The 12,841-nt window shown below is 74.7% G+C and carries 11 protein-coding genes and 1 tRNA gene; 3 read left to right on the plus strand and 9 right to left on the minus strand.

Annotated features, from left to right (window positions below; all coding sequences use genetic code 11):
- Positions 1 to 113: 113 nt before the first annotated feature.
- The 4 genes from ACFVNO_RS07830 to ACFVNO_RS07845 form a co-directional block, all read right to left on the minus strand.
- On the minus strand, positions 114 to 2,168 hold the full coding sequence (locus ACFVNO_RS07830; RefSeq protein WP_378890360.1) for an ATP-dependent DNA helicase: 2,055 nt from the start codon (positions 2,166 to 2,168) through the stop codon (positions 114 to 116).
- 64 nt (positions 2,169 to 2,232) lie between these two features.
- On the minus strand, positions 2,233 to 2,706 hold the full coding sequence (locus tag ACFVNO_RS07835; protein ID WP_378890363.1) for an SRPBCC family protein: 474 nt from the start codon (positions 2,704 to 2,706) through the stop codon (positions 2,233 to 2,235).
- Positions 2,703 to 3,056 (minus strand): ArsR/SmtB family transcription factor, encoded by a 354-nt coding sequence (locus ACFVNO_RS07840; protein WP_378890366.1) that lies wholly within the window; start codon positions 3,054 to 3,056, stop codon positions 2,703 to 2,705. The genes ACFVNO_RS07835 and ACFVNO_RS07840 overlap by 4 nt, the downstream gene beginning before the upstream one ends.
- 120 nt (positions 3,057 to 3,176) lie before the next feature.
- On the minus strand, positions 3,177 to 4,106 hold the full coding sequence (locus ACFVNO_RS07845) for a helix-turn-helix transcriptional regulator (RefSeq protein WP_355269324.1): 930 nt from the start codon (positions 4,104 to 4,106) through the stop codon (positions 3,177 to 3,179).
- A 104-nt stretch (positions 4,107 to 4,210) separates the two neighbouring features.
- Here ACFVNO_RS07845 and ACFVNO_RS07850 point away from each other — a divergent pair, with 104 nt between their 5' ends.
- Complete coding sequence (locus tag ACFVNO_RS07850; RefSeq protein WP_355269326.1) at positions 4,211 to 5,698, plus strand: MFS transporter; 1,488 nt, start codon at positions 4,211 to 4,213, stop codon at positions 5,696 to 5,698.
- A 366-nt stretch (positions 5,699 to 6,064) separates the two neighbouring features.
- Here the strand turns inward: ACFVNO_RS07850 and ACFVNO_RS07855 are convergent.
- The 5 genes from ACFVNO_RS07855 to ACFVNO_RS07875 all read right to left on the minus strand — a co-directional run bounded on the left by ACFVNO_RS07855 (position 6,065) and on the right by ACFVNO_RS07875 (position 11,458).
- A tRNA-Ala gene (locus ACFVNO_RS07855) sits at positions 6,065 to 6,137 on the minus strand.
- 113 nt (positions 6,138 to 6,250) lie between these two features.
- A complete protein-coding gene (locus ACFVNO_RS07860) occupies positions 6,251 to 7,099 on the minus strand; it encodes an energy-coupling factor transporter transmembrane component T (protein WP_355269328.1) in 849 nt (282 codons plus the stop codon).
- A complete protein-coding gene (locus tag ACFVNO_RS07865; RefSeq protein ID WP_378890373.1) occupies positions 7,086 to 8,804 on the minus strand; it encodes an ABC transporter ATP-binding protein in 1,719 nt (572 codons plus the stop codon). The genes ACFVNO_RS07860 and ACFVNO_RS07865 overlap by 14 nt, the downstream gene beginning before the upstream one ends.
- On the minus strand, positions 8,801 to 9,727 hold the full coding sequence (locus ACFVNO_RS07870) for a cell division protein FtsQ (protein WP_378890376.1): 927 nt from the start codon (positions 9,725 to 9,727) through the stop codon (positions 8,801 to 8,803). Before ACFVNO_RS07870 ends, ACFVNO_RS07865 begins: the two co-directional genes overlap by 4 nt.
- A 39-nt stretch (positions 9,728 to 9,766) precedes the next feature.
- The gene (locus tag ACFVNO_RS07875; protein WP_378890379.1) at positions 9,767 to 11,458 is read right to left on the minus strand and encodes an HAD family hydrolase; all 1,692 of its coding nucleotides are present in this window, start codon (positions 11,456 to 11,458) and stop codon (positions 9,767 to 9,769) included.
- A 174-nt stretch (positions 11,459 to 11,632) separates the two neighbouring features.
- Here ACFVNO_RS07875 and ACFVNO_RS07880 point away from each other — a divergent pair, with 174 nt between their 5' ends.
- Together ACFVNO_RS07880 and ACFVNO_RS07885 are read left to right on the plus strand one after the other, a co-directional pair.
- Positions 11,633 to 12,637, plus strand: a complete 1,005-nt coding sequence (locus tag ACFVNO_RS07880; protein ID WP_378890382.1) for a LacI family DNA-binding transcriptional regulator — start codon at positions 11,633 to 11,635, stop codon at positions 12,635 to 12,637.
- On the plus strand, positions 12,634 to 12,813 hold the full coding sequence (locus ACFVNO_RS07885) for a hypothetical protein (protein ID WP_355269338.1): 180 nt from the start codon (positions 12,634 to 12,636) through the stop codon (positions 12,811 to 12,813). Before ACFVNO_RS07880 ends, ACFVNO_RS07885 begins: the two co-directional genes overlap by 4 nt.
- The last annotated feature ends 28 nt before the right edge of the window (positions 12,814 to 12,841 follow it).

The following is a 12,841-nucleotide window of genomic DNA, read 5'->3' on the forward strand; positions in this document are numbered from 1 at the left end:
CCACGCCCCGGGGTCGGCGGACGGGCTATTGGGATCCCGCCCCCGGGGCTGACCCGGACGTGCGCCGGCGGGGCGCCCCGAGGGCGCCCGGCCGTCGCCGTGTCCGGGGCCGGTCAGGCCGCCGGGGCGGCGCGGCCCGAGAGCCGGCGCAGCGCCGACCGGGCCACCTGCGGGTCGGTGGTGCCCCAGTACGGCGGCAGCGAGGCGCGCAGGAATCCGCCGTAGCGGGCGGTGGCCAGCCTCGGGTCCAGGACCGCGATGACGCCCCTGTCCTCAGTGGAGCGCAGCAGGCGCCCCGTGCCCTGGGCCAGCAGCAGGGCGGCGTGGGTGGCCGCCACCGACAGGAAGCCGTTGCCGCCGTGGGCGGCCACGGAGCGCTGGCGGGCCGAGGCCAGCGGGTCGTCCGGGCGCGGGAACGGGATGCGGTCCACGATCACCAGCGACAGCGACGGTCCCGGCACGTCCACTCCCTGCCACAGCGACAGGGTGCCGAACAGGCAGGCGTTCTCGTCCTCGGAGAACCGGCGGACCAGCTGGCCGGTGGAGTCCTCCCCCTGGCACAGCAGCGGGTGGTCCAGGCGCTCGCGCAGTTCGTCGGCGGCCTGCTGGGCGGCGCGCATCGAGGAGAACAGCCCCAGGGCGCGGCCGTCGGCGGCCTCGATGAGCTCGGTGATCTCGTCCAGGTACGCCGGGGAGAGCCCGTCCCGGCCGGGCGGTGGCAGGTGGGCGGCGACGTAGAGGATGCCGCTGCGGGCGTGGTCGAACGGGGAGCCGACGTCCAGCGCCCGCCACCGGGGCTCGCCCGCGGCGCGGTGCGGGCCGTCCTCGGCGTCGCCCCCGCCGGTCGCGGCGGCGCGCTCGGCCTCCGCCCGCTCCTGGCCGACCTCCCGGCCCAGCCCCCACTGGCGGGCCAGCGAGGAGAAGGAGCCCCCCAGGGTGAGGGTGGCGGAGGTGAGGACCACGGTGCGGTCGCCGAAGAGCTTCTCGCGCAGCAGCCCGCCCACGGCCAGCGGGGCGACGCTCAGCGCGGGACGGCGCCCCGGGGCCTTGGTGAGCCACACGACGTCGGTGCGGTCGCGCAGCGCGGGCTCGAAGGACTCCAGGACGCGCACCGCGGTGTCGTGGACCTCGGTGAGGGCGGCCAGGGCCAGGCGGCGCTCGCTGGCGGCCTCGGCCTCCTGCTCGCCGGGCGAGGGCCCGATGGCGGTGACGCACGCCGCGGCGGCGTCGCGGACGACCGCGACCGCCCCGGCCAGCCCCTCGTCGAGGTGGTCGATGCGCCCCTCGGGGGCGTCGGCGAACATCAGCGCCAGGCCCTCGCCGGCCTCGGTCAGCCGCTCGGCGACCATGGGCTCGATGAGGCGGCCGGCGCGTTTGGCGGCGATGGTGACGGTGCGCTCGGCCAGGGTGCCGGTGGCCACGGAGGTGGCCCGGTCGACCAGCTCGTGGGCCTCGTCGATCATGATCGTGTCGTGCTCGGGCAGGATGTGGTTGCCCTGGGTCATGTCGATGGACAGCATCGCGTGGTTGGTGACCACCACGTCGACGCCCTTGGCCTCCTCGCGGGCGAACTCGGCGAAGCACTCCTGCCCGAAGGGGCAGATTCGGGCGCCCATGCACTCGTTGGCGGACACCGAGACCTGCCGCCAGGCCAGGTCGGTGACGCCCGGGACCAGCTCGTCGCGGTCGCCGGTGGCGGTCTCCTCCGCCCACTCGTGCAGGCGGGCCACCTGCTTGCCCAGGGAGGACAGCTGGCGGGGGTCGAACAGCTCGGCCTCGTCGGAGTCGTCGGCCGCGGTGTGCAGGCGGTTGCGGCACAGGTAGTTGCGGCGGCCCTTGAGGACGGCGAACGTGGGCTCGCGGCGCAGCAGGGGCTTGAGCGCCCCGGCCAGCCGCGGCAGGTCGCGGTCGATGAGCTGGTTCTGCAGGGCGATGGTGGCGGTGGAGACCACGACGGAGGTGTCCTTCTCCATCGCGCGCCGGATGGCCGGGACGAGGTAGGCCAGGGACTTGCCGGTGCCGGTGCCCGCCTGGACGACGAGGTGCTCGCGTCTGTCGACGGCGTCGGCGACGGCCGCCGCCATCGCGGACTGGCCGTCGCGGCGGCGGCCGCCCAGGGCGGCCACGGCGGTGTCGAGCAGGGTCGGGACGTCGGGGAGATCTGCCACGGATCGACAGTACCGGCCGCCGGGGACGGACCGGGCCCTGTCCACAGGCCCGGCCCGCCGCGGGTCACCCGAGCTCGCGGAGCAGCTCGTCCAGGGCGTCCATGGACTGGCCGAGGCCGTCCTCCATGCCGGAGGCGATCATGCCGTCCCGGTCCTCGACGCTCTGGTAGATGGAGACGTTGGTGTAGAGGGTGCGGCCGTCCCCGGCGTCCTCCAGGGTCATGGTCTCCATGGCCACGTGGCCGGGCATGCCCTCGAACTCGAAGGTCTGCACGACCCGCTCGGGCGCGGTGACCTCGTGGTAGACGCCGCGGAAGGCGTACTCCTCGCCCTCGGCCCTCTCGACGAACCGCCAGCTGCCCCCGGTGCGGGGCTCGGCGTGGTCGATGACGGTCTCGGAGGTGGGCAGCCCCCACCAGGCGGCCAGGTGCTCGGGCTCGGTCATGGCCCGGAACACCAGCTCGCGGGGGGCGTCGAAGCTGCGCTTGATGACGATGTCCTGCCGGCCGGGCTCGGCGATGATCTCGAGGTCGCTCATTGTCCTTCTCCCTGGTTCTTCGCTGTCTGTTCCCTGATCCTGCTGATCTCGGCGTCCAGCCTCCCGAAGCGGTCCTCCCAGCGGCCGCGGTAGCGGCCGAGCCAGTCGGAGACCTCGCGCAGCGGCGCGGTCTCCAGCCGGCAGGGGCGCCACTGGGCCTCCCTGCCCCGGGTGATGAGCCCGGCGCGTTCAAGGACCTTCAGGTGTCGCGAGATCGCCTGGAGGCTGATGGGGAACGGTTCCGCGAGTTCGTTGACGGTCGCCTCGCCCTCGGCCAGCCGGGCGAGCAGGGCCCGCCGCGTCGGGTCGGCCAGAGCGGCGAAGGTGAGACTCAACGGGTCGTCCGCCATCCGTGTATTCAACCTCCTTGTTGATCAACCGATGTGTTGATCATCGCATCCGGCACCGACAGAACGGGGAGCGGTACGGTCTCCTCCCGGCAAAATCTCGAAAGGGGTCCCGATGGCCCTTCACGCCGAGGGGGAACCGGCGGGGAGGGAAGGGGGCCGCGTTCCGGAGCGACCGGCGGGCGGGGCGCCCACAGGGGCGGCCGCCCCGGCCGTTCCGGCGGCGAGCAGGCTCAGGGCGTCGGCGGAGGCGGCGTCCTGCGGGGTGTAGATCTCCAGCCGGTGGTCGGGACTGTCCGGCTGGATCCACACCTGGTAGTCCACGTCCACGTCGCCCAGCACCGGGTGGCGCAGGTTCATCGGCCCCGTCGTGCAGTCGGCGACCTCGACCCGCGCCCACAGGGACGCGAACTCCGCGCTGTGCATCATCAGCTCGCCGATCAGCTCCGCCAGCCGGCCGTCCGTGGGGTACCGGCCGCTGGCCAGGCGAAGGTAGGCGACGTGGGCGCGGGCCAGCTCCTCCCGGTTGCGGTACAGGTCCCGGGTGTGCGGGTCCAGGAAGAACAGCCGCGCGTTGGTGGGGCGCCGGGACGGCTCGTCGGGGGCGCCGAAGTCGACGTGTTCGGCGAACAGGGCGTGCCCGGTGCGGTTCCACGCCAGCACGTCGCCGCGGCGGCCCCACACGATCGCCGGAACGCTCTCGCCCAGCGACCGCAGCAGGGTGAGCACCCGGGCGTCCGGGCGCTCCGGCCGCGGGCGGACCATGCGCAGGGCGGCGGGGCGGCGGGCGAGGTTGTGCAGGTGGGCCGTCTCGTCGGCGTCCAGCATCAGGACCCGGGCCAGGGCGTCCAGGACCTGGGCCGAGGCGGTGCCCGCCTGGTCCTGTTCGAGGCGGGTGTAGTAGCCGGCGCTGACCCCCGCCAGCTGGGCCAGCTCCTCGCGGCGCAGGCCCGGGACGCGCCGGGCGGTGCCGTAGGTGCGCAGGCCCACGTCGTCGGGGGTGACGCGGTCCCGCCGGGTCTTGAGGAAGGCTCCGAGGCTGTCCGTTCTCATGCCCCTGAGCGTAGGCGGCGGGCGGGCTGGCGTGCCTGCACCTGCCGGGTGTACCCACGGCGGGTGTCTGGTCGCGGCGGCGGGGCGGCGGCACTGTTGCCGCCATGGGAACGAATCGAGAACGAACGAGCGCACGGACCTGGTTCGGCCTGCTGGTCGTGCTGGGGCCGGTGCTGCTGGTGGCCATGGACGCCTCGGTGCTGTACCTGGCGATGCCGCGGGTGATCGCGGACCTGGAGCCGGGGGCGGACCAGGCCCTGTGGATCCTGGACTCCTACAGCTTCGTGGTGGGCTCGCTGCTCATCGCGTTCGGCAACCTGGGGGACAGGTACGGGCGGCTGCGGCTGCTGATGATCGGGGCCGCGGTGTTCGGCGCCGGCTCGGTGGGGGCGGCGCTGTCCCCCACGCCGGAGGCCCTCATCGGGTTCCGGGTGCTCATGGGGCTGGGCGGGGCGACGCTGCTGCCGTCCTCGCTGGCGGTGATCGGCGAGCTGTTCACCGACCCGCGGCGCCGGGCGCAGGCGATCGGGGTGTTCGCGGCGACGTTCGCGGCCGGGTTCGCCGTCGGGCCGGTGGTGGGCGGGATGCTGCTCAGCCGGTTCGACTGGGGGTCGGTGTTCCTGATCAACGCGCCGGTCGTGGTGGCCTTCCTGGTCCTGGCACCGCTGGTGCTGCGCGAGGTGCGCGCCGGGCGGCCCGGCCGGGTGGACGCGGCGAGCGTGGTGCTGTCGGCGGGCGGGCTGCTGCTGGCGGTGTACGCGGTCAAGGGGATCGCGGCGCACGGGGTCTCGGCCGTGACGGTGGCGACCGGGGTCGCGGGGGCGGCGCTGCTGGTGTGGTTCGTGCGGCGCCAGCGCACCCTGGACCACCCCCTGGTGGACCTGGGACTGTTCCGGGACCGGGTGTTCGCCCTCGCCATCCTCACGAGCGTGTCGACGCTGGTGGTGTGGGCGGCGTCGATCTACCTGACCGGTGTGTACCTCCAGTCGGTGCTGGGGCTGCCGGTGCTGACGGCGGCGCTGTTCGCCCTGCCGGGGGCGGCGGTGCTGACCCTGAGCTCCATCGGGACACCGGTGCTGGTCCGGTGGATCGGAGCCCGCCCGGCCCTGGTCCTGGCGCACGCGAGCATGGGCGCGGGCCTGCTCCTGCTGCTGGCGCTGGCATCGGACGGCGGGGTGGTGCCGTACGTCGCGGCGACGATGGTCGCGGGCGTGGGGTACGGGATCTCGTTCAGCCTGGTCGCCGACATCGCGGTGTCGGCGGCGCCCCGGGAGCGGGCGGGCGCCGCGGCCGCCATGGCCGAGACCGGGAACGAGATCGGGCACGCGCTCGGGATCGCCCTGCTGGGGTCGCTGGCGGCGTTCGTGTTCCGGCTGCTGGGGCCGGGCACGGCGGGCACCCTGGACGAGACGCTCCGGACTCCGGGGCTGACGGCCGCCGCCGCGGACCAGGCCCGGGAGGCGTTCGTGACGGGCCTGCACGTCACCGTCGCCGTGGGCGGGTTGCTGGCCCTGGGGCTGGCCGTGCTGGCCGTGCGCCTGCTCCCCCGGTCCGCACCGGCCGCCGAGGCGCCCGAGCCGGTCGCCCGCTGAGCCGCGGCCGGGGGTGACCCGGCGGAAACGACGAGACGGCCCTGCCGGCGCGTGGAACGCGCGGGCAGGGTCGTCTCGGAGTCGAACGGGTCCGGCGGGACGTCACCCGCCCTCGTGGGGCGAGGCCCCACATCGGGGGTCCGGGGGTGGCTCCCGGCGGAAACGACGGAACGACCCGGCGAGGCGGACGAAGTCCACCGGGCAAGGTCGTTCCGGAGCGAAGCGGACCCTGGAAAACGTGACTGCGACCCGCCCTCGTGGGGCGAAGCCCCACATCGGGGGTCCGGGGGTCGTCCCCCGGGAGAAACGACGGAACGACCCGGCGAGGTGGACGGAGTCCCCCGAGCAGGTCGTTCCGGAGTGGAGTGGAGCTATGGGGATTCGAACCCCAGACCTCCTCCATGCCATGGAGGCGCGCTACCAACTGCGCCATAGCCCCGTGCGGGTGCCGTCCGGGTCTCCCCGGCGACATGGTCGAGTCTATCGGATCGCGGGGGGTGCCGTGACCCGGCCGGGTGTCGGGCGGCCCACACCGCCCGGCACCGGCGGCGGTCAGCGGACCTGGACGGGCATCGGGTAGGCCTGCCCGAGGCCGAAGCAGCCGGCGACGAGCAGTGCGGTCACGGCGATGAGCAGTACGTCCCACCGGTCGGCCCTGAGGTGGGAGAGGCGGATGCGGCGCCCCGCCGGGTGTTCGGCGGCGTAGGTGAACCCCTTGGTCTCCAGCGCCTCCACGGTGGTGCGGGTGCGCTTGGCGGTGTTGAGCATCAGGGGGTAGAACGCCGCCACCACGGTGGTGGCCAGCCGCACGGCGGCCCGCCACCCCAGGAACCCGGGCGGGGGCGGCGGTGCCGCGCGCAGCCGGTACCCGTCGACGACGGTGTGGAACTCCTCCATCAGCACCGGCAGCATCCGGTACCCGTAGCTCACCCCGAACGCGACCATGGCGGGCGCGTGCAGGGCCAGCAGCGCGTCGGACAGCTTCTCCGGGTCCAGGGACACGAACGCCGCCATGCTGGCCAGGCTGACGGTGGCGAGCTTGAGCGTGAGCTCGGACAGCGCCAGCACGGTGCCCAGGTCCCCGCCGAAGAACCAGGACGCGACCAGCAGGTACACGCTCTCCAGCACGAACCCGATGAGGAACAGCCCGAGGATGAGCGGCCCGACCCGGCTGAGCACGACGGCGGCCGCGCACACCAGGAACAGCCCGGCGAGCACGGTCAGGTCGTGGGTGAGCCAGGGCACCACGGCGAAGACCAGGTACCACCCGATGACGAACCGGGGGTCCCGGGAGGCGAGCAGTCCGCCGCGGGTGGCGTAGGCGGTCCGCAGGAGTTCGAGTTTGACCCACTCGACGGAGAGGGTGTCCCGTTCCCTGCGGTGGCGTTCAGCGGTGGCCATCGGCGGTCCCCTCGGTGATCGGGCGGCGGCCGAGGAGGTCGGCCACGGACAGGGGCGGCGGCTCCAGCCCCAGTTCCAGGCCGAGCCGGACGACCTGGGGCGGGACGAGCCCGGCGGCGGCCATGAGCCCCGGGTCGGAGAACAGCGCCGCCGGGGTGGTGTCGGCGGCGATCCGGCCGCCGTCCAGGACGACGACCCGCTGCGCCCAGGTGGCGACCAGGTGCATGTCGTGGGTGGCGACGACGGTGCAGCGGATGGTGTCGGCGAGCGCGTCGAGCATGGCGATGACGGCGTCGCGGCTGGCGGTGTCGAGGCTGGAGGTGGGCTCGTCCAGCAGCAGGAGGGCGGGCCGCACGCCCAGCCCGATGCCGAGGGTGGCGCGGCGCTGCTGGCCGCCGGAGAGCAGGCGCCCGTCGCGGTCGGCGAGGCCGGTGAGCCGGATGCGCTCCAGGATGGTGTCCACCAGCGCGTCGGTGTCGGGGACCCCGTGCGCGGCGGGGAACATGGCGATGTCCTCGCGCACGCTGTCCTTGAGGAACATCTGCTCGGGCCGCTGGTACAGGTGGCAGACCCGGTGGGCGAGGTCGGCGGGCCGCACGGTGCGGGTGTCGACGCCCTCGACGCGCACGGTCCCGGCGCGGGGCACCTTGAGGCCGGTGAGCAGGCGCAGCAGGGTGGACTTGCCCGCCCCGTTCCCGCCGACCAGGGCGACGCGCTCGCCGGCGCCCAGGGTGAGGTCGACGCCGCGCAGCACTTGCGTGAGCCCGCCGCCGACCTCGCGGTACCCGTGGTGGACGCCGGAGAGCTCGGCCACGGCCTCCCCCGGCGGCGGCGCCGGCGGCGCCGGGGCGGCCCCGCCCAGGGGCACCCCGCGCAGCGCCCGCGCGGCCTCGGGGACGGTGAGCGGGACCGGCGCCCCGGGGGCCAGGACCCGCACCGCACGGGCGATCTGCGGCGCCGGGATGCCGTGCCGGTCGAGTTCGTCGTGCCGTTCCAGGGCCTCGCGCACCGGCAGGTGCCACACCGGTGCGCCCTCGGCCATGAGGACCACCGAGCGGGCGTACCGGGCGACGAACTCGGCGTGGTGCTCGATGACGACGACGGTGGTCCCCCGCCGGGCGTTGAGGTCGGTGAGCGCCTCGTAGATCCGTTCCGCGCGGACCGGGTCGAGTTCGGCGACGGGCTCGTCCACCACGACGACCTCGGGCCGCAGCGCCAGCACGGAGGCGAGCGCCACCAGGTGCTGCTGCCCGCCGGACAGCTGCCAGGTGAACCGGTCGGCGAGGTGGGCGAGGCCGAGCAGCTCCATGGCCTCCTCGGTGCGCTCGGCGTGGTCGGCGAGCCCGAAGTTGACGGGAGCGAAGGACACCTCGTCGCGGACGGTGGGCCGCACCAGCTGGTTGCCGAAGTCCTGGTAGACGTAGCCGACCAGGTGGGACAGGGCGGCGACGGAGGCGGTGCGGGTGTCGGTGCCGCACACGCGCACGGTCCCGTCGAAGTCGCCGGACCAGTAGTGCGGGACGAGCCCGTTGAAGGTCTTGCACAGGGTGGTCTTGCCGGAGCCGTTGCCGCCGATGACGGCGGTGATGTCGCCGCGTTCGACGCGCAGGTCCACGCCGGTGAGGGTGTCCCGGGCGGCGCCCGGGTAGCGGAAGCGCAGCCCTCGGACCTCGACGGCGGGTGCGGCGGGGTCGCCGCCGCTCACCGCGGCCCCTCCCCGTCCCGGACGTCCTGGGCGGCGCGCTCGCGCCGGGAGTGGACGACGAACCGGACCGCCATGACCGCGGCGGCCAGCACGATGGCCGCGGCCGACGCCCCGATCCACAGGAACCGCTGCCCGTACCGGTCGATGAAGTCGGGCTGCCACACCCCGAAGTTGTCGAAGATCTCGGAGGTGAACGCCGCGATCATCGACACGAACGCCAGCACCAGGGCCAGCAGCAGGAACGCGCCGGTGCCGCGCTCGGCCAGCGCGTGGGGCCGGGCGGGGTCGCGCGGGGCCAGTCCGAGCAGGGGCTCGATCCTGCCGTACAGCCGGGGCGCCAGCGCCATAGCGGGCAGGGCGCCGAAGAGGATGCCGCTGATGACCAGTTCGGTGGTGAACCCGACCGCCTCCAGCAGCAGGATCGACTCGGGCAGGCCGGGCACGAACTCGGCGTCCTCGACGCCGACCATGACCTTGCCGATGTCGACGACGGCCGACAGGAGCTTGTCGACGAACACGACGGTGACCCCGGCCAGGAACAGCTGCCCGCGGCGGCGCGGGTCGCGGACCAGGCAGCCCGCGATGTACACGCCCAGGAACATCTGGAGGTACCCCTCCAGCTCCCCGATGCCGGAGAAGTCGCCCATGAGCAGGTCGACGAAGACGATCTCGCCGAGCGGGGCGCCCAGGGCCGCGTAGAGGGGGTGGAACAGGGAGGCCATGACGACCGGGACGAAGGCCAGGTAGGACACGGACAGCTCGACCGGGCCGAGCCTGACCTCGGGCAGGACCTCGGTGATGATGTTGGCCAGGCCGAACAGCGTCATGCTCAGGACGAAGACCATGAGCTTCTGTCCGGAGTTGAGCGCGGGCGGCCGGGACGGCTCCCGGACGTCGGGGGGCCGGGGGGCGGGGGTGGCCATGGTGGGTGACCTTTCGGGGGGAGGGGGAAGGAGGGTCTCTCAGGTGGCGAGGGGCACCGGGGTGCCCGTCCACAGCCGGAGCAGGTCGCCCGTCTCGTCGATGACGTGGTCGGGGCGCAGCAGCGGGTCCCGGCCGGTGCGCGCGGCGTCGATGCGCTCGTCGGAGGCGGAGCCGCCGCGCACGATGACCGCGGTCCCGACTCCGGCCCGGCGGGCGGCGGCGGTGTCGCGCCAGGGCTTGTCTCCCACGAACCACGCGCGCGCCGGATCGGCGTCCAGGGCGGTGAGGGCGGAGCGGACGGTGGCGGGGTCGGGTTTGCGGTGGCCCAGCTCGTCGGAGTAGACGTGGGCGCCGATGAGGTGGGCGATGCCGAACCGGTCGAGTTCGTCGCGGACGGCGCGCCCGCAGACGGTGTTGGAGACGACCGCGACGGGGATGCCCCGTTCGGCGCAGTGCTCCAGGACCTCGCGGACGCCGGCGCGCATCCGGGCCAGGCTCTTGGAGTCGGCGTACTCCAGGGTGAGCTGCGCGGATTCGGCGTACAGGAAGGCGCGGACGCGTTCGGGCAGGTCGCGGCCGACCATGTCGTGCCAGAACGCGCGCGGGGTGATCTCGGGGATCGGCCCGTCCTCGTCGTGCCCCGCCTTCCAGTCGCGGTAGCGGTCGCGGCCGGCGCGCACCAGGGCCAGCATGTCCTCGGTGGTGGCGGCGTAGCCGACGCGTTCCAGGCGGCGGGCCAGGGAGGCGGCGAAGTCGCGCTGGACGTCGGGGGTGGCGCTGGAGACGGCGATGACCCCGCCCTGGTCGAGCAGGAGCGCGCCGGGCTCCCCGGGGTCCGGGGCGCGGCGCGCCGCGGCGGGGCCGTGCGCCCGGGGCCGGACCACCCGGACCGGGTCCTGTTCCGTGTCCTCTCCGGCGGTCCGTGCCGGGGCGGCGTCGGCCGCCTGGGCCGGGACGCTGTGCCAGAGCGGGTCCACCAGCCCCTCGGGGGTGTCGAAGACCGCGTCGGCGCTCTCCCGTACCGGGTAGGGCGGGGTGTCGGTGTGGTGGTGGCGGGTGAGGACGACGGCGGCCGCCCCGGCCCTGCGCCCGGCGACCACGTCGCGGTCCTGGGTGTCGCCGACGTACCAGCAGTGCCCGGGATCGGTGCCCAGGGCGCGGGCGGCCAGGGCGATCATCTCCGGGTGGGGCTTGCGGATACCGACCTCGTCGGAGTACACCTGCACGCCGATGGCGTCCTCCAGCCCGGCTTCGCGCAGCAGTGACCGGTGGGCGCGGCCGGAGTGGGCGTTGGAGACGATGCCCACGCGCACGCCCAGGGTGCGGGCGGCGTGCAGCAGGTCGCGGATGCCGGGGCGGAGGCGGTGCTCGGAGAGCAGGGTGGACATGTCGGCCAGCAGCGGGCCCGCGCTGCCGGCGAGGGTCTCCCGCACCGGGTCGGGCAGGTCGGAGGCGAGGAAGTCGGTCCAGATCTCGCGGTGGGTCAGCTCGCGCGGGGTGCGTCGGCGGCCGGCGGCGTTCTTCCAGTCCTTGAGCGCCGCCAGGCCCGCGTCCAGGGAGGCCCGCAGTTCGGCGGCGGGCACGTCGTGCCCGGCGCGCAGCAGGGTCTCGCGCAGGTGCAGGGCGACGGCGGCGCGGCCCTCGGGCGGTTTGCGGGTCTGGAAGACGACCCCGCCGAAGTCCAGCAGCAGGGCGTCGGGGCGTCGGCGCAGGGCGGGGATCGGGTCCAAGGTGTCTCCTGCCGGTCGGGGCCCGCCGCGGCGGCCCGGAGAGTGCGTTCACCGGTGACGGTAAACAGGGGCCGGAGCCGGGGGAAGGACTTTCGGTGGCCGGTCGGGAAACGGGTCTGGAACGTTCCAGTCGGTGGCGGGTGAGGCGCTCCGATCCGGGACACAATGGTCGTTGTGACAGGAACCAGACCCGGGCGCCGTCCCACCATCGTCGATGTCGCCGCGGCCGCCGGGGTGTCCAAATCCCTGGTGTCGCTGGCGCTGCGCGGGGATCCCGGTGTGAGCGAGGAGACGGGGGCGCGCATCCTGGCCGCCGCCGACCGGCTCGGCTACCGCTCCAACCGCCTGGCCCGCGGGCTGGTGCAGGGGCGCACGATGATCCTGGGCGTGCTGCTCACCGACCTGGCCAACCCGTACCACACGGAGGTCGTGGCGGGCGTGGAGGAGGCCGCGGAGGGCCGCGGGTTCACGGTGCTGCTGGCGCACGGCCGCCGCGACCGGGGGCGGCTGGAGCACCAGCTGGACTCCTTACTCCAGCTCAACGTGGACGGGGTCGTGGTGGTGAGCTCCTGGGTGGGCGCCGCGGCCCTGGCCGACGCGGCACGCAGGGTGCCGGTGGTGATGGTGGGACGGCCGCGGGAGTTCGCCCCGGGGGTGGACACGGTCGCCAACGACGACGAGGCGGGGGCGCGGGCGGCGGTCCGGCACCTGCTGGAGCTGGGCCACACGCGGATCGGGCACCTGTCCGGCAGCGGCAGCCCGTCGTCGCGCTCGCGCGAGGCCGGGTACCGGGAGACCATGCGGGAGGCGGGGCTGGCCGGGGAGGTGCTGGTGCGCCCGGTGGGCGGCGACCGGGAGCGCGCGGCCGCGGAGCTGCTGGCGCGTGGGCCCGGCGCGGTGTTCGCGGTCAACGACCTGGCGGCGCTGGCGGTGCTGGACCACGCCCCGCCGGAGGTGTCCGTGGTGGGCTACGACAACACGTCCCTGGCGGAGGTGACCCGCCCCCGGCTGACCAGTGTGGACCAGCCGCGCGCGATCATGGGGAGGCTGGCCACCGAACTGCTGTGGGAGCGCATGGGCGGCCGCACCGGGGACCGGCACGAGGTGCTGGCGCCGGAACTGGTGGTGCGCGATTCCACCGCACCGCCCGGGCAGCGGCGAGGAGGGGGTACGCCATGACGGATCCGGTCGACGTCCTGCGGCGCTGGGAGGAGCACGGGGGTGTGTGGCGGGTGGTCGCGCGCACGGACTCCGAGGTGACGGTGTCGCTGTGCCGGTGCGACGGCGGCGAGGAGGCGGAGCGCCTGATCTCGGGCGATCCCGGCCTGCTGGCCTTCGTGGACGCGCACGGGTGAGGACCGCGGCCGCCCCCGCGGACCCCGG

Source organism: Nocardiopsis sp. NPDC057823 (assembly GCF_042797335.1).
Lineage (GTDB): Bacteria > Actinomycetota > Actinomycetes > Streptosporangiales > Streptosporangiaceae > Nocardiopsis > Nocardiopsis changdeensis.